At 63.4% G+C, this 16,411-nt stretch carries 12 protein-coding genes; 7 read left to right on the forward strand and 5 right to left on the reverse strand.

The window, feature by feature from the left end; translation table 11 throughout:
* Positions 1–45: 45 nt before the first annotated feature.
* The 3 genes from FJ548_RS19590 to FJ548_RS19605 all read left to right on the forward strand — a co-directional run bounded on the left by FJ548_RS19590 (position 46) and on the right by FJ548_RS19605 (position 4,748).
* Positions 46–3,177 (forward strand): N-6 DNA methylase, encoded by a 3,132-nt coding sequence (locus FJ548_RS19590; protein WP_181168851.1) that lies wholly within the window; start codon positions 46–48, stop codon positions 3,175–3,177.
* Positions 3,174–3,866 (forward strand): hypothetical protein, encoded by a 693-nt coding sequence (locus FJ548_RS19595; RefSeq protein ID WP_140778733.1) that lies wholly within the window; start codon positions 3,174–3,176, stop codon positions 3,864–3,866. Before FJ548_RS19590 ends, FJ548_RS19595 begins: the two co-directional genes overlap by 4 nt.
* A gap of 360 nt (positions 3,867–4,226) precedes the next feature.
* Positions 4,227–4,748 (forward strand): hypothetical protein, encoded by a 522-nt coding sequence (locus FJ548_RS19605; protein WP_140778734.1) that lies wholly within the window; start codon positions 4,227–4,229, stop codon positions 4,746–4,748.
* 10 nt (positions 4,749–4,758) lie between these two features.
* On the opposite strand, the gene FJ548_RS19610 is transcribed toward FJ548_RS19605, so the two are convergent.
* The 4 genes from FJ548_RS19610 to FJ548_RS19625 form a co-directional block, all read right to left on the reverse strand.
* Positions 4,759–5,004 carry a MoaD/ThiS family protein gene (locus FJ548_RS19610; RefSeq protein WP_140778735.1) on the reverse strand — a complete coding sequence of 82 codons (246 nt, stop codon included), beginning with the start codon at positions 5,002–5,004 and terminating at the stop codon, positions 4,759–4,761.
* Between the two features lie 168 nt (positions 5,005–5,172).
* Positions 5,173–7,437 (reverse strand): xanthine dehydrogenase family protein molybdopterin-binding subunit, encoded by a 2,265-nt coding sequence (locus tag FJ548_RS19615; protein WP_140778736.1) that lies wholly within the window; start codon positions 7,435–7,437, stop codon positions 5,173–5,175.
* Between the two features lie 2 nt (positions 7,438–7,439).
* On the reverse strand, positions 7,440–7,916 hold the full coding sequence (locus FJ548_RS19620) for a (2Fe-2S)-binding protein (RefSeq protein WP_140613544.1): 477 nt from the start codon (positions 7,914–7,916) through the stop codon (positions 7,440–7,442).
* On the reverse strand, positions 7,916–8,776 hold the full coding sequence (locus tag FJ548_RS19625) for a xanthine dehydrogenase family protein subunit M (protein ID WP_140613545.1): 861 nt from the start codon (positions 8,774–8,776) through the stop codon (positions 7,916–7,918). The genes FJ548_RS19620 and FJ548_RS19625 overlap by 1 nt, the downstream gene beginning before the upstream one ends.
* A 269-nt stretch (positions 8,777–9,045) precedes the next feature.
* On the opposite strand from FJ548_RS19625, the gene FJ548_RS19630 reads away from it, so the two are divergent.
* The 3 genes from FJ548_RS19630 (at position 9,046) to FJ548_RS19640 (ending at position 13,551) form a co-directional block, all read left to right on the forward strand.
* On the forward strand, positions 9,046–9,489 hold the full coding sequence (locus FJ548_RS19630) for an SRPBCC family protein (RefSeq protein ID WP_140778737.1): 444 nt from the start codon (positions 9,046–9,048) through the stop codon (positions 9,487–9,489).
* A gap of 364 nt (positions 9,490–9,853) precedes the next feature.
* Entirely contained in the window at positions 9,854–11,002 is a 1,149-nt protein-coding gene (locus FJ548_RS19635) for an amidohydrolase (protein ID WP_140778738.1), read from the forward strand.
* Between the two features lie 314 nt (positions 11,003–11,316).
* Positions 11,317–13,551, forward strand: coding sequence for a mechanosensitive ion channel family protein (locus FJ548_RS19640; protein WP_140778739.1), 2,235 nt, complete (start codon positions 11,317–11,319; stop codon positions 13,549–13,551).
* Between the two features lie 138 nt (positions 13,552–13,689).
* On the opposite strand, the gene FJ548_RS19645 is transcribed toward FJ548_RS19640, so the two are convergent.
* Complete coding sequence (locus FJ548_RS19645) at positions 13,690–15,231, reverse strand: winged helix-turn-helix domain-containing tetratricopeptide repeat protein (RefSeq protein WP_140778740.1); 1,542 nt, start codon at positions 15,229–15,231, stop codon at positions 13,690–13,692.
* Between the two features lie 290 nt (positions 15,232–15,521).
* On the opposite strand from FJ548_RS19645, the gene FJ548_RS19650 reads away from it, so the two are divergent.
* Positions 15,522–16,244, forward strand: coding sequence for an alpha/beta hydrolase (locus FJ548_RS19650; protein WP_140778760.1), 723 nt, complete (start codon positions 15,522–15,524; stop codon positions 16,242–16,244).
* Positions 16,245–16,411: the final 167 nt, after the last annotated feature.

The raw sequence follows: 16,411 nt of genomic DNA on the forward strand, positions 1-16,411 counted from the left end.
AAATGAGCACTAGCCGGATAGATGCGCATCCGTCAGAATAGCAGGATGAAAGAACGCAGCGATCTGGTTGGACCGTGGGTCGACGATCTCGGCTATGACCGCGTGGAGGGCGCGTTCGTTGTCGACGGCAGCGATGCAGTTAACGCCCATCCCTTTGCGCCCGAGCTGCGCGCGATCTTCAGTTCGGAGCGGGGCCCGGCTGGGGACGCAGTGTTCTGCATCGACCGCGTGCCGACAGTCTGCCTGCTCGATCAGCGACGGTTGAGTCCGGATGCAGGCACGCGCCGTGAGGAAATGAGAGCCTTTTGCGAGCGGCTCTGGAATCAGAACCTCGCGCGTGTCGTACTCGTCGCCGATCCGGAATGGATCGAGGCATGGTCGGTCGACAATCCCGATGCGCCGCCGCAGCGCTACTCGATCGCTGAGCGCGAGGAAGTCCGGCGTGCTTGGTCAGTGAGCGGGCTTCTGGGCGGCGAGGCGCTCCGCAACCGGGACAACTGGTTCGATCCGCACAAGCGCGTCGACAAGGTGCTGCTCGACAATATCCTAGTGCTGGTCGAGAAACTCATCGCCTGCGGCTTGGACGGACCGGCGGCGCGGCGCCTCGTGGCACGGCTCATCTTCATCACCTATCTTGAAGACCGAGAAATCGTCGGCGAAACCTACCGCTCGCTGCGCAAGGTGCATCCTCTCTATGACCTGGTCAGCGAAGGCGATCGCGCGGGCTTACGCAAGCTAATTCAAAGGCTTCGGATCGATTTCAATGGCGACTTCCTGACCAGCGCGGATAGCGAGACAGGATGGGAGAACCTGTCGGATCAGGCATTTGGCTGGATCCTGCAGTTCCTAGAGCGCACGACGCTGCGCACGGGGCAGGCCAGTTTCTGGCGTTACGACTTCAGCCAAATCCCAATTGAGCTGATTGCCAGCATCTACGAGACCTTCCTCGCTTCCAAGGACGCAAGCGCGGACGAAGCCGCGGCCGACAAGGTGAAGCGCAAGCAAGGCGCCTATTACACACCGCGGCTACTCGCCGATTGGGTCGTGGAGTTGGCGCTTGCCGACCGTGACATCCTCAAGGAGAAGATCTTCGATGGCGCGTGCGGCTCGGGAATGCTGCTGACTGCGGCGTTCCGACGGCTCATCCGCGCACTGGAGGCAAAGCACGCCCGCGCGGGAGAACCGGCCGAAGCCGACTTCGCAACACGGCGAAAACTTCTGCTCGACCACATCTTCGGCGGCGATATCGATGAAGATGCATGCCAACTGACGGCATTCAGTCTCTATCTAGCGCTGCTCTCTGATCTTAATCCGCGCGATTTGGCCGAGTTGCGCAAGGGCGGCCACAAGCTGCCGACGCTCGCCAATAATATCCGTCGCGGCGACCAGGGTGATTTCTTCGGCGAGGCAAGCGAAGCGGCAAACCGCACCCGCTACGGCATATTCCTGTCTAATCCGCCGTGGCGCGAGCTCCGTGCGGGCGAGGCCGCAGCCAAGACCGTGGAGGCTTGGCAGCAGCGCCAGGATATGCCGATCCCCCATGTGCCTAAGCGGCAGATCGCGGCGGCCTTCGCGCTCGGCGCCGCCGACACGCTGAAGCCGGGCGGGCGGGTCGCGCTCATCCTCCCTGTCACACCCTTCGTGTCGGGGGATGCGACGCAGCGCGATTTTCGCGCGCATTTGCTGGGTCGCTACCAGATCGAAAAGATCGTCAACTTCTCGGACATGCGCCGCCTTATCTTCGCCGACGCGGTGCATCCGTTCGTGGTGCTGATCGCCTCGGCCCGCGCCCGCGACGAACGGTTTACCAGCGTTGAGCGGGAGAGTTTCGAATATTGGACGCCGAAGACAGATATCTCGCTCGCCTTCGGTCGGCTAGCCGTCCATGGCGGGGACCGGGCGGACTTGTCAGCGACTGCACTCCTCAGCGACGATGCGCAATTGGCGGTCCGCTATTGGGGGTCGGACGCCGATATCGCGCTACTGCAGCGCTTATGGCGCCGTGGCAGCATCCGCGACCTGACTGCTGCGGGCTGGCACGATGCCAAGGGCTTTCATGCCAAGGACGAGGATGTCCGCAGGCCTCCGGAATCCTGGTACCAGGAGGTCCCGGACTGGATGGCCCTCGAGAAATTCCTGCCAGCGACCTCGCTGCCCAGGGATCTCCCGTTCGTGCCGGAAAAGAGCTTGCGGTCCTTCCCTCTCGACCGGATCGCTCGCGCTCCCGAAGAGCGGCTGTTCCGGGGCCCGCGCGTACTGTGGACCGACGGTGCTCACCCCGAGGACGGCGTTAAGGCCGTCTATGCGGAGATTCCCTTCTCTTACCAGCATTCGCTCGCCGTTTTGTCAGCGCCGGATACCGAACGGGGGCGGCTTACCGCGCGGTTCCTTACCGCCTATCTGCGCTCACCCATGGGCTTGTGGCTGCTGCTCCTTCTGAGCAGCAGCGTCGCCTCGGAGCGGCCGAAGCTTCATGTGCGCGAAGCGATGGATTGGCCGTTCTGGCCGATCGAACGGCATCCGGCACCCGACGAGGCCGAATCGATCATGACACAGGTCGATCACCTCCTAACGACGGTCGAGGCCGAGGAAGAACTTCTCCAGCCGCATCGCTGGAGCACGATCCAATATCGGGCCAACGAGTTGGTCTATGCCTACTTCCGGCTGACACCCGATGAAATCGCGATGATCGAAGAGCTGTCCACGCTTGCCGGCGCCGCGCTGCAGCCGACCAGCTTACGACACCAGTCGCTCATGAAACCATTGCGCCAAGCGCCCTCAATGCAGCTGATGCAAGGCTATGCCGAGGCACTGTGCAAGACCCTTTACGAATGGCGTAATGCCACTGGCGGCACCGGTGAGATCCGGGTCGCGACCTGGACCGGCCGCAGCGTTCCCCTGGGGGCGACGGTTCTGACGCTTGGTGACAGCGCCATCGCCGATCGGTTCGAGGATGACAGCATAATTGAAATACTCGCAAGCGCGCTTAAGCGGGTGACCGAGCGCCCGGCTGAGAATTTATTGACGATACCGGATATGGCAGTCGTAGACGGTAATCGCATTTTCCTCATCAAACCACTGGTATCACGATTCTGGATGCGCCGCTGTGCCGTCGAGGACGCCAACCGCTTGGCGTTGCAGTTGCAGAGTGTACCGAAGGAGCGGGCGCACGCGTGATGCAATTGGCGGGACTGGGGGCTAATTCCGACTGGACTTATCTCGTTCGACGCCCGCCTGCGTCTGAGATCCTAAGCTATCTCGTCGCGAAATGGCAGGAATATGAAGCCTTGTATTCCGGCATTGGCGAACCCTTTGCGAGCCGTGACGAACCGGCGCTCACCGAAGGCCTCGCCGCCTATCTTGACGCACAGCAACAGGAGGGCAAGCAGCCCTTCCACGGCGAGTTTTTCGCCGAACTCAAGCGCTATGATCTCCGTCCCGATGGCAAGCGCTCGATAATCGGCCGCTCCGATATTGAATGGCGGCTGTCGGGATCACCGAACTTCATCGTCGAGTGCAAAGTGATCGGCAACGGGCGGCCAGCAAAAGCTTACGTAACCGATGGCATGATCCGATTCGTGGACGGCAGATACGGGCCGCGGTCTGCCGAGGGCGCGATGTGGGCCTTCTTGCGCCCAGGCTCAACCGAAACCGCAACTCACGTCGAAGCGATCATCGACAGTCATGTGGAGCCACTCAAGTGCAAGGCCGAGAACGGGATGCACCGGATCGCACCGTCGACCCTCGCGCCGACAACCGCCAGCTTCGATTCACTGCATCTTCGCACTCAGTCGGCGCCAATACGGTTGGCGCACATCTTCGTGTCGATCTCACCGCATCCAACTTCGTCACCCGAAACGATCTGACCCTCGCCAAATCTTCGCCCAACTGTCCGCGCCCGAACTGCCAGTTGAGACCACCCCGCGCATCCCTCCGGTCCCGCTGACGTGTGATGCAGATGTATTTTCGTTGCGGACCAAGGTTTCAGCGTGCGTCCGCGCAGTCATTCCCTCCCCAGCCAGGTCGGCGGCAGGAATATTTCCGCCCTCGGTGGCAACTCCTTCCCCCACGTATCCCGATAGATCACCCGTCGATCGCCACCGCGATGCCACGGTCGATCAACGACTGCTCGCAGACCATGTGTTTCGCAGACCAATTCCACCGTGCAGTTGACGGTCCCTGCTTCCACATAAGACGATAGGTGCCTAGGAAGAAGGTCGAGCCGCATGGCACAGTCGAGAATTACGTATAGCAATCGCGCTTACGCCAAGCGATGGCTCCGAAATCTGGAGCGTCAAAATCCGCAGCACTTCGAAATCCTTCAGGCCATCATAGAGGAGATTGAGGACAAAGATGGCGGGGACATTGTCAAGGCTGACTTATACCGGCGCAGGCCTAATATTGCGCAACGCATTGATGAAATGACGTTCGATCCATTGCCGAGCCGAGGCCAAATGTTGAGGCACAACGGAAACGGCATTCGACATGCTAAGTTTGCTCCGTCAAAGAGCATTGCAGTGGTTTGGGAAAAGATTGGTGACGTCATCTACATCACCTTCGACGATCACGCCCCGATCCGCTATCATCGAGCCATAAGTTATCTCCGCGATGTCAAGCTCGGCAAGCCGGCTGTGCCAAAGCGGGCAAGAACTAGTGGCCGCTTTATGCGGAAGCTCAAGCAGTTCTGGTTGCGACGGCATTTTGGAAAGCTGCGTGGCTTCAACCCACGGTCGCGGTTTTACGAGTGAATTTGGGAACTCATCCCCCAGTCAACCTCGGCAGCAGAAATATCTCCGCCCCCGGCGGCAGTTCCTTCCCCCACGTATCGCGATAGATCACCCCGTCGATCGCCACGGCAATCCCACGGTCTATCCACGGCTCGAAGCCGGGATACTGTTCGGCCAGTTTCCTGAACAGCTCCCTGATATCCTTGGCCTCTACCTCGACCTTGCTCTTGCCGCCGGCGAGTTGGCCGAGCGCGCCCCAAAGCGTGACTTCGACCATCGCTTAAGGTGTGCCGATATTCAAGTCAGGCCGGCCTGCGAACGAAGGCTTCCTGCGCTTCCGGTGCTCACGTACGAAAAGTACGCTCCGCTCCGGTTCCCGCAAGCCGTCGTTCTCGACTCGTCCTGACTTGAATCTCAACACACCTTGACCTCAGCGTTGGATATCTCAGCCTTCCCGTTCCGCCTCGATCGCCGCCAGGATGCGCGGCGGCGACATCGGGATGTGGGTCATGCGCACGCCGGCCGCGTTCGAGACCGCGTTGGCGATCGCCGCCAGCGGCGGCACGATCGAGGTTTCGCCGACGCCGCGCACGCCATAGGGGTGGTTGGGGTTGGGGATTTCCAGGATCTGCGTGTCGATCATCGGCAGGTCGGAGCACACCGGAATGCGGTAGTCGAGGAAGCCGGCGTTCTGCAGCCGTCCGTCCTTGCCGTAGATATACTCCTCGTTGAGCGCCCAGCCGATGCCTTGCGCGGCACCGCCCTGGTACTGGCCCTCGACATAGGTCGGGTGCACCGCCTTGCCGGCATCCTGCACCACCGTGTAGCGGATGACCCTGGTGGCGCCCGTCTCGGGGTCCACCTCCACGTCGCAGATATGGGTGGCGAAGGAGACGCCGGCGCCGTCGGCGACGAGCTCGCTATGGCCGGCGATCGGCCCGCCGGTCTTGCCGGATTGGGCGGCGACCTCCTTCAGCGAGAGCGCGGCGAGGTTGCCGTATTTCTCGCCCCTGGCCAGCGCGTGGCCCTTTTCCCAGACGACGTCGTCGACGGGAATGTCCCACATCTGCGCGGCGCGCTCGCGCAGGATCCTGATCGCGTTGCGGGCGGCCGAGATCGTCGCCATGGAGGACGAGAACGTGCCCCGGCTGCCGTCGGTCATGTCGTTGTAACCAAGACTGGACGTGTCGGCGACGATGGCCTTGACCTGGCTGTAGTCGATGCCGAGCTCCTCCGCCGCCACCAGCGACAGCGACGCGCGCGAACCGCCGACATCGACGGTGCCGACGGCGAGCGACACCGAACCGTCCATGCCGATGTTCAGGTCGGTGCAGGTCTGGCCGCCGAAATTGAACCAGAAGCCGCAGGCCATGCCGCGCCCCTGGTTCTCCTTGAGCGGCGCCTTCATGTGCGCATGGTCCTTGGCCGCTTCCAGCGTCGGGCCGATGCCGATCGGGCCGTAGACCGGGCCGTAGGAGGAGCGCGTGCCTTCCTGGGCGGCGTTCCTGATGCGGAACTCGACCGGGTCGATGCCGATCTCCTTGGCCAGCTCGTCGACGGCGCTTTCCACCGCGAACGCGGCCATCGGTGCCGACGGCGCGCGATAGGCCGCGGTCTTCGGGCGGTTGACCAGCACTTCGTAGCCCACCGTCTTGACGTTATCGAGCTTGTAGCAGGCAAACGCCGTCATGGCGCCGACCTCGGCCCAGCTGCCGGCATAGGGGCCGCTGGTGTAGCGCAGCGTCGCTTCCGCCGCGGTGATGGTGCCATCCTTGCGGGCGCCGATCTTGACGTCGATCGAGGTGGCGCTGGTTGGCCCCGAGGCGCGGAACACCTCGTCGCGGGTCATGACCAGCTTCACCGGCCGTCCAGCCTTGCGCGACAAAGCCAGCGCCACCGGCTCGGCCCAGACATGGGTCTTGCCGCCGAAGCCGCCGCCGATCTCCGAGGAGGTCACGCGCAGCTTCGAGGCTTCCATGCCCAGCAATTGCGCGCAGTGCTGGCGGTAGACGAAATGCCCCTGCGTGCAGACCCACAGGTCGGCGGTGCCGTCGGAGCTGACGCTCGCCACGCAGGCATGCGGCTCGATATAGCCCTGGTGCGTCTGCTCGGTCTTGAACGAGCGCTCGACGATGAAGTCGGCATGCGCGAAACCCTCATGCACGTCGCCATGGCCGAACTGGCTGCGCTTGGTGACGTTGGATGGCTTGACCGGCTTCTCCTCCAGCCCCTCGGTGAAGATCGTGTCGTTGATCAGCGGCGCATGATGCGCCATCGCCTCGTCGACGTCGGTGACATGCGGCAGCGGCTCGTAGTCGACCTCGATCAGCTTCAACGCCTGCCTTGCCGTGCGGGCATCGACAGCGGCGACCGCGGCCACCGCATGGCCGTCATAGAGCGCCTTGGTGCGCGCCATGCAATTGTCGAGGATGTCGTACATGGCGGCATCGCCATCGGTGAGATCGGGCAGGTCGGCGGCGGTGATCACCGCCTTCACGCCGTTCAGCTTCTCGGCCTTGGAGGTGTCGATCTTGCGGATTTTCGCATGGGCGTGCGGGCTGCGCAGGATGCGCCCGACCAGCTGGCCGGCCATGTTGAAGTCCGCCCCATAGCGGGCGCGGCCGGTCACCTTGTCGACGCCGTCGGGGCGGACGGGGCGCGTGCCGACGGATTTGAAACTGCGCCCCGAATAACGCGGATCGAAATTCATCTTCAGGCTCCCTTCATCACGCTTGCCGCGTCCTGGACGGCGCGCACGATCTTGTCATAGCCGGTGCAGCGGCAGAGATTGCCGGCCAGGCCGAAGCGGATTTCCTCCTCGGTCGGGTCGGGGTTCTTGGCGAGCAGGTCCTTGGCCGCGATCAGGAAGCCCGGCGTGCAGATGCCGCATTGCAGCGCCGCGTGCTCCAGGAACTTCTGCTGCAAGGGATGCAGCTGATCGCCATGCGCCATGCCCTCGACGGTCTCGATGCGCCGGCCCCCGGCTTCGGCGCCGAGCACCAGGCAGGAGCACACCAGCCGGTCGTCGAGAATGACGCTGCAGGCGCCGCAATCGCCGGTGCCGCAGCCTTCCTTGGCGCCGGTCAGGCCGAGCCGGTCGCGCAGCACGTCCAGCAGCGTCTCGTCGGGCTGGCACAGATATTCGATCGTGTCGCCATTGATGGTCGTTGAAACTGCTATGCCAGCCATCATTTGCCTCCTGCACGTGCATAGGCGGTCATGGCGGCCCGCCTAGCCAGCACGCCCGCAACCTTCCGTCTGAATTCGATGGTGCCCCTCTTGTCGTCGATGGGGCGGCAGGCGCCGGAGCAGACCTTGGCCAGCCGCTCGAGTGCCGCTTCGTCGAGCTTGCGGCCGACCAGGGCCTCGGCCCCTTCTTCCACCAGCAACACGGTCGGCGCGGCGGCGCCGATCGCCACGCGGGCCGCCGTCACGACGCCCGCTTCGTCCAGCGTCAGGTTGACGCCGGCGCTGACCACGGCGATGTCCATCTCGGTGCGCGGAATGAACCGCAGATACGCATCGCCCGAATGCGGCGCGCGCTTGCCGAGCAGGATCGCCTCGATGATCTCGCCCTTGGCGAGCGAGGTCCTGCCCGGCGCGGTCGGCACGGTCTCGACGGCAATCGTGCGCTTGCCCGACGGGCCGACGACCACCGCCTTCGCGCCGGCCGCGACCAGGGCCGGCACGCTGTCGGCCGCCGGCGAGGCGTTGCACAGATTGCCGGTCATGGTGCAGCGGCCCTGCACCTGCTTGGAGCCGATCAGCTTCGCCGCTTCGACGACACCAGGCCAAGCCTTCTTCAGCACCGCGCTCTCGCCGAGCACGGCGCAGGGAACAGCGGCGCCGATGCTGAAGCCGTCGGCCGTTTCGCGGATGTCGCTCAGGCCGGCGATCCCCTTGATGTCGACGATGAGCTCCGGTTCGATGAAGCCGCCCTTCATCCTCACCAGAAGGTCGCTGCCGCCGGCGAGAATGGCCGCCGGCCCCGCCGATCCGGCCAATTGGCCCACGGCATCTTCGATTGAAAGCGGACGTATGTAACGCATCGTCTCCCCTTGATTGTCGCGATCTCGCCGACCGTTATAAACTGTCTCCCCATAATGACCATCCGCTTCCTCATTCGCGACGATGGGCCACACGCCGCAAAATGCAGTCCCAAATCCACCCGAACCGGCGTAAGTTAGGCGTGCGCCAGCCGGACAGGCCCAACGGGCGACGGAGGCGGGCCTTCGGAAAAAAATCCGGGGCCGATGTCGGACTGGCCAGGCCTTGCTCGTCCTTGGGGCATCGAACAGCAATGATGAAAGGAAAGAATATGCCCGGCACCGTACGTTTGCACCGCGTTCTGACGACCAGCCCGGAAAAGGTCTACCGCGCCTTCGTCGAGGCCGATGCGCTGACGAAATGGCTGCCGCCGAACGCCTTCACCTGCACGGTCGATCATCTCGAGGCAAAGGTCGGCGGCACGTTCAAGATGGCCTTCCGCAACTTCACCACCGGCGGCAGCCATTCCTTCGGCGGCGAGTATGTTGAACTCGTTCCGGGCGAGCGCCTGCGCTACACCGACAGGTTCGACGATCCCAACCTGCCCGGCGAGATGCAGGTGACGATAGTCCTGAAGAAAGTGTCGGTCGGCACCGAGATCGACATCACCCAGGCCGGCATTCCAGACGTCATCCCGGTCGAGGCCTGCTATCTCGGCTGGCAGGAATCGCTCCGGAACCTGGCAAAGCTCGTCGAGCCCGAGATCAATCAATAGATCGATGAGTGCAGCGCTGTCGACGATGACATCCTCATCGGCGGCGCCAACGGCTGCGGGCGGTGACAAACAGGGGCCTTGACCGCACCATCTTGCGCGTGAAACCTCTCCGGCCAAAGGGCAGTGCAATCGCATACGGCAGCGCCGGCCCCTCTCCGTCCGCTGCGCGGCCACCTCTCCCCCATTACATGGGGGCGAGGAAACGCCAATCTCCGAAGTCGCGGCTTTGGGAGGCTTGGTTCCTCGCCCTCACAAAGTGGGGGAGAGGTGGCCGCGCAGCGGACGGAGAGGGGGAGCGCCCTATGCCGATTGTCCTCGCCTTGTGACCGGCATGTCACGAAGAACGCAGCGGAGGCCAAGAAGCATGACCCTCACCAACCGGGACATTGTCGAGCTGACCGAATGGCGGCGCAAGCTGCACCGGCAGCCGGAAATCTCGAACGAGGAGGAAAATACGGCCAAGGAGGTCGTCGCCTTCCTCGCCGATACCGCGCCTGACAAGGTGCTGACCGGCCTCGGCGGGCATGGCGTGGCCGCCATCTACGACAGCGGCAAGGCCGGACCGACGGTGCTGTTCCGTTCCGAACTCGACGCGCTGCCGATCGAGGAGCTGTCAGGGGTGCCGCATGCCTCGCGGGTGCCCGGCAAGTCGCATATGTGCGGCCATGACGGGCACACCGCCATCCTGGCGTCGCTTGGCCGCCAGCTCGGCCGCCAGCGCCCTGCCAGCGGCCGCGTCGTGCTGATGTTCCAGCCGGCGGAGGAGACCGGCAATGGCGCGGCCGGCGTCGTCGCCGATCCGCGCTTCGGCGAGATCGCGCCGGATTTCGCCTTCTCGCTGCACAATCTGCCCGGCGTGCCGTTCGGCGAGGTGCGGCTGAAGCCCGGCGTGGTCAACTGCGCCTCGCGCGGCATGCGCATCGTGCTGGAGGGCAAGACCGCGCATTCCTCCATGCCCGAGACCGGCATCTCGCCGATGCCCGCGATCTCGGAGCTGATGCCGGCCTTGCCCGCGCTCGGCCGCGCGACCTTCGCCGATGACGACTTCGCCATGGTCACCGTCACCCATGCCGAGATGGGCGAAGCCGTGTTCGGCATCGCGCCTGCCCATGCAGAAGTCTGGGCAACGCTGCGCACGCGGCGCGACGAGCGCATGGCGGATCTGTGCGCCGCCGCAGAGGCGCTGGTCAAGGAGATCGCCGCCCGCCACCGCCTCGCTGCCTGCTGGGACTATCACGAGATCTTCGTCGCCAGCGTCAACGCGCCGGACGCGGTGCAACACCTGCGGCGCGCCCTCGACGAAGAAGGTGTCGCGCACGGGCAGGAAGCCCTGCCGATGCGTGCCTCGGAAGATTTCGGCCTGTTCGGCCACGGCGCCCCGTCGGCCATGTTCTTCCTCGGCGCCGGCGAGAAGCACCCTGCCCTGCACAATCCGGACTATGATTTTCCCGACGACCTGATCCCGATCGGGTCGAGGATTTTCATGCGCACCGCCCGCAATCTGCTGGGCTGAGCTTGGCTTAACTCAGCCTCCGAGGCGGCAAGTCGCGCGCGGTTGCGGTCGACTACGACCACCCTTGACCGACACAGACACCCGGTGGCGCGCTCGCTGTCCCGCCGCATCATCGACCGTCATGCAACGGTCTGGCTCGGAACGATGAGGCTTGCACCACAACATCGGTTTCTTCAAGGTAGGAGCAACGGCGGACTAGATGTCGTTGCTTGCCGATTTGACCGGAAGGTTACAGCACCATGCCACTCAGGATTCGACGATTGGCCGCCAGGACTCTGACGCGCCCGGCGCGACGTCTCGGAGATCTGACTGCGATGTTTGTCCTGATTGCCAGGCCGCTCGTCTTTGGAATCGCCCTTTTGTTGGCTGGTCCGACGCAGGCGCAGGCGCCGGCGAGTGTCCCGCCTGAAAAGGTCAAACAGCTGTTCGAGCTTCTCGACGACCCGTCGGTGAAGACCTGGGTGGCCGAACAACGAAATCAGGACGCCGGGTCGACGCAAGCGCCTGCCCAGGCAGGCGCTCCCCCTGCCGGCGCATCGTCCGACCCCGTGGCCGCACCGGCCCGGATGAACACGATGGCATCCTCCACGCTCGATCGGATCAGGCATCATATCGAAAGGATCGTGGGAACCTTGCCCTCGCTGCCAGGCCAGTTCGCCCGCGTTCGGGCTGCGACCATGGAGGATATGTCCAGCAAGGGATCCGCCGGCGTACTCTTGCTGATTGCGATGTTCATCGCCGCCGGGCTGGCGCTCACCTGGGCAACGTACAAGCTCACCCGTCCATTTCGTCTTTGGATCATCGCGCAGCCGAAGGACACCCCCACCGGGCGAGCCAAGAAGATTGGCGGCCGCACGCTTTATTCCAGCATGCTGATCGTCTCCTTCGCGCTGGGCAGCGCCGGCGCGTTCATGTTGTTCGACTGGCCGATGCTCATCCGCGAGATTGTCCTGACGTTTCTGATGGCTGCGGTCGTTACATGGGGTGTGCGCATGTACGTCACGGCCTTGCTCGTCCCTTCCTTCATGAACGTCGAGAACGCTGTCGAGGTTCGTGCCTTGCCGATCACCAACGAAACAGCCGACCATTGGACTTATTGGCTATCCCGGATCGTCGGCGTCTTCGCCTTCTTCGCCGCCGCGTTTTTCCTCTTGCCGGGTCTCGGCATCGATCGGGATGGAATGCTGGTGCTGTCGACGGGCGCCGATTTCGTGCTGCTGCTGCTTTTCCTGCTTGCCGTTTGGCGTCGGCCAAGAACACAGCGGGACGGTGCGCGCCAAAGCGGTCACACGGCAGCGACATGGTTGTTGACTTGCTATTTCGTCGTTCTGTTCCTGCAGCGCATCGCCGGTCTTGATGTATTCTTCTGGTTTACCTTCGCCGCGTTCTTCCTGCCCGGGGCAATCGTGCTGACGCAGCGCGGGGTCAATTTCGTCCTGCGGCCGGGTTCGGAAGATGCTGGCCGGCCGACGATCCCGGCGGTGACGATCGCGGCCATCGATCGCGGAATCCGGATGATCTTGATCCTGGCGGCGGCTTACTTTCTCGCGCGTGTCTTGGGTCTGGACATGCAGTCCATGCAAGATCGCGATACGATGACGACGCTCATATTGCGCGGCTTGATCAATGTCATGGTCATTGCACTTGCCGCCGATTTCGGCTGGTCGATCATCAAAGCCTTGATCGAACGAAAGCTGGGCATCGAAACGCCGCACGCGGTCATCGGCGAGGAGGACGTCCCGAACCTCGATCCTCAGCAGGCGCGGCTGCGCACGCTCTTGCCGATCATCCAGAACATTCTGCTCGCAGTGATCGTGGTGATGGCGGTGCTGATGATGCTCGCGTCGGTGGGTATCCAGATCGGCCCGCTGATCGCCGGCGCCGGCGTCGTTGGCGTCGCTGTGGGATTTGGGGCACAAACCATCATCAAGGACATCATTTCGGGCGTGTTTTTTCTGCTCGATGATGCGTTTCGCGTCGGCGAATACATTACATCCGGACGTTATGTCGGAACGGTGGAGAGCTTTTCGCTGCGCTCGGTGAAGCTGCGCCACCACCGTGGCCCGCTGTTCACAATACCTTTCGGCGAACTCGGGGCGGTCCAGAACCAGAGCCGTGACTGGGTCACGGACAAATTCAACATCACCGTCGGTTACGACACCGATATCGACTTCGCTCGCAGGCTGATCAAGCGGATCGGCCTCGAACTGGCGGAAGATCCCGAGTTCAAACACTGGGTGCTCTCGCCGATCAAGATGCAGGGCGTACAGGAGTTCGGCGAGTACGGCATCGTCTTGAGGGTCAAGGTCACAACCAGACCGGGAGGCGCCTTCGGCATGAAGCGCAAATTCTATGTACGAATTCGCCAAGTCTTCAAGGAGCAGGGCATCGAACTCCCATTCCCGACCGTTCACGTCCAGGGGCTGCAGAACCCGCATGGACCGGAGGATGCGCCGTTGGAGATCACACCCGAGTTGAGAATGGCCGTCGCCCAGTCGCACACCAACCGGCGCAGAAGAAAGGTGGCACAAGAAGCAGGAAAGCCGTGACGCCTGCCGGTCACGGCGCGGCTTCCACATAGCGCCCACGGCGGGGACACTCCTGAGATGCCGAACGCCATCCAAGCCACGCCGGCAGCACTCCGGCCTGGCTTCAAACCGGCCCTGGCCTTCAAACCGACCTAGTCCTTAAACAGGCAGGCCCGCCCTTTGAAGCCCACTCTTGATCCTCTCCATATCCTGCGGATCCCTGAAGGGCATCTGGCCAATGCCTTCCGCAAACGAATAGTCCGGATTGATCGCGATCAATTCGCTCCAGACCTGGCGGGCGCCCTCATCGTCGTCCAGCAGACCAAGCACCGCCGCCAGATAGGCGCGGCTCATATCGGTCTTTGGAACCAGCAAGATGCGCTCGCGCAGCAAGGCGGCCGCGGTTTCGTATTTGCCGGCGATGAGGTGCGCCACTCCCAGTTGGTGCAGATAGAGATGCGAATAGAGCGGGTCGAGGCGGATTGCCCGCTCCATGTCCGCGATCGCCGCCAGGGGCTTTCCCGAATACATGTTGAGCATGCCGCGCAGCGACAGCGAAGGCGCGAAGTTCGGGTTGAGCGTGAGCGACATCTCGACCTCCGCTGCCCAGCGTTCGAAATCCTTCCGGTACATCGAAACCAAGGCGGCCACGCCATGCGGAAACGGGTCGTTCGGGTCTCGATCGATGGCTTCATCGACCAGCCTGCCGGCCTCGGCCAGCGCGCAACCGGGGTCGCTCACCCAGCGATTGTAATAGGCATGCGCCATCGTCATTGCGAGCGCGGCGTAGGGCGCCGCATAGGCGGGATCGTGATCGATCGCCTTGCGAAACAGTTCTGCAGTCCGCCTGAAGACATCGGCATTCTGCGTCGCGCCCCGTTGCATCGCGCGGCCCCGCAGGAAGCAGTCATACGCCTCTATGTCGGTGGTTCCGGCCGAGGTGATTCCAGGCCATTGGGCCGCTTCCTTCGGATTCAAGGCGATGTGGAGTTCGCCGACGATCTTGCGGGCCACTTCCTCCTGGACCGCGAACATGTCCGCCAGCTCGCGGTCGTAGCTTTCGGCCCATATGTGCGCGCCCGTCTCGCCGTCGCTCAGCTGCGCGACGATCCGCAGGCGGTTGCCGCTCCTGCGCACGCTTCCCGCCAGGACATAGCGGACGCCCAGATCCCTGGCGACGGTGCGGATGTCGACCGATTTTCCCTTATACGCAAAGCTCGAGCTGCGGGCGATGACGACCAGCCCGGAGAGCTTCGACAGCATCGTTATGATCTCTTCGGCGAGCCCGTCGGCGAAATACTCCTGTTCGATGTCGGTGCTGAGGCTGGTGAGCGGAAGAACGGCAAGCGACGGCTTCGTCTGCGGCTGGATCGTCTTGTTGGCTTCATCGAGGCCTGGCCCGAGAAAGCGATAGCCGATGCGGGGCACCGTCGCGATCCATTCCCCGCCGTCCGGCATCGGTCCAAGCACCTTGCGCAGCAGCGCGATCTGCACCGAAAGATTGCTCTCCTCGACGACGCTGCCCTGCCAGCCGGCGTCCATCAGCTCGGTCTTGGTCAGGATCTCGCCCTGTCGCTTGAGCAGTGCATCCAAAAGCAGAATGCCCCGGCGGCCCAGCGCCACGGGCTCTCCCTCGCGCAGCAGCGTCCCCTTGTAAGGGTCCAGCGTAAACGGGCCAAAAGCGGTTGCTTGCTTCGACATTTTCTGGGTGCTGGCGCGGCTTAGGAAATTGTTCGCAGATTATTCGGCATCGCTTCAATACGCGAGAGCCCGTTTCAAGACACCTTTCTCCAGCGCGCGCCAGAGGCTGACCAAGGATCTGCTCGGCCCTGCACTGCAGGATCGTTCAATCAGCGGACGCTGAAGCAGCCCTGGCGTGGGCCCGTGAAGAGTTCGCGATGAACTTGCCGCCGCAACCAGGTTCCAAAGGAGAAACTTCAATGTCGACTGCTTTAACCGCACTCGTCTCGGCTGCCGCACTTGCCTTGGGCATGTCGGCAACGAGCGCAATCGCCGCCCCGGTGAAATCCATCGTGCTGGTCCATGGCGGATTTGTCGATGGATCCGGCTGGGAAGGCGTCTATGACATCCTCAAGAAGGATGGCTATGAGGTCACCATCGTCCAGAACCCGACCACATCGCTCGCCGACGATGTCTCGGTGACCAAGCGCGCGATCGCCGCGGCATCGGGCAACGTCATCCTCGTCGGCCACTCCTATGGCGGCGTCGTCATTTCGGAAGCCGGCACCGATCCCAAGGTGGCGGGCGTGGTCTACATCACCGCTTTCGCGCCGGATGCAGGCGAATCCGTATCGAGCCTGATCGCCAACCCGCCGCCCAGCGCTCCGGTGCCGCCGATCCTGGCGCCGGTCGATGGATTCCTGTTCCTCGATCGGGGCAAGTTCGCCGCGTCGTTCGCCGCCGATGTCCGCCCGGACCTTGCTTCCTTCATGGCCGACTCCCAGGTTCCCTGGGCCGTGGCCGCGCTGGAGGGCAAGGTCAGCGCGCCTGCCTGGAAGGTGAAGCCGAGCTGGTACCTGGTGGCGACGGAAGACAAGATGATCCCGCCGGATGCCCAGCGCGCCATGTCCAAGCGCGCCGGTTCCACCGTCGTCGAGGTCCCGGGCAGCCACGCCATATACGTGTCGAAACCCGGTGCGGTTGCCGAACTCATCGAAGAGGCGGCCCAGACGGCGAAGCCGCTCGGAAATTAGCCGGTTTCTTTTCTACCTATCCAACCGGCGGCATGAGCAGAAAAACATCCAGGCTTGACGCACTTCGGCGGGCACGCCCGCCTCGCCGCGGTGGGCAAGCCGCACACCGGGTTCCGCGCGAACGTGAATGCGCTTGTCGGATCGGGGCGGGTCCTCGGCGGTGACTG

It is taken from the genome of Mesorhizobium sp. B2-4-17 (assembly GCF_006441275.1).
In the GTDB taxonomy this organism is placed as follows: domain Bacteria; phylum Pseudomonadota; class Alphaproteobacteria; order Rhizobiales; family Rhizobiaceae; genus Mesorhizobium.

Bases quoted from the DNA above. Each gene is read 5' to 3' on its own strand.
- FJ548_RS19635 (WP_140778738.1), top strand. From the start codon at position 9,854: ATGACCCTCACCAACCGGGACATTGTCGAGCTGACCGAATGGCGGCGC.
- FJ548_RS19640 (WP_140778739.1), top strand. From the start codon at position 11,317: ATGTTTGTCCTGATTGCCAGGCCGCTCGTCTTTGGAATCGCCCTTTTG.
- FJ548_RS19625 (WP_140613545.1), bottom strand. From the start codon at position 8,776: ATGCGTTACATACGTCCGCTTTCAATCGAAGATGCCGTGGGCCAATTG.
- FJ548_RS19645 (WP_140778740.1), bottom strand. From the start codon at position 15,231: ATGTCGAAGCAAGCAACCGCTTTTGGCCCGTTTACGCTGGACCCTTAC.
- FJ548_RS19590 (WP_181168851.1), top strand. From the start codon at position 46: ATGAAAGAACGCAGCGATCTGGTTGGACCGTGGGTCGACGATCTCGGC.
- FJ548_RS19615 (WP_140778736.1), bottom strand. From the start codon at position 7,437: ATGAATTTCGATCCGCGTTATTCGGGGCGCAGTTTCAAATCCGTCGGC.
- FJ548_RS19630 (WP_140778737.1), top strand. From the start codon at position 9,046: ATGCCCGGCACCGTACGTTTGCACCGCGTTCTGACGACCAGCCCGGAA.
- FJ548_RS19620 (WP_140613544.1), bottom strand. From the start codon at position 7,916: ATGGCTGGCATAGCAGTTTCAACGACCATCAATGGCGACACGATCGAA.
- FJ548_RS19650 (WP_140778760.1), top strand. From the start codon at position 15,522: ATGTCGGCAACGAGCGCAATCGCCGCCCCGGTGAAATCCATCGTGCTG.
- FJ548_RS19605 (WP_140778734.1), top strand. From the start codon at position 4,227: ATGGCACAGTCGAGAATTACGTATAGCAATCGCGCTTACGCCAAGCGA.
- FJ548_RS19610 (WP_140778735.1), bottom strand. From the start codon at position 5,004: ATGGTCGAAGTCACGCTTTGGGGCGCGCTCGGCCAACTCGCCGGCGGC.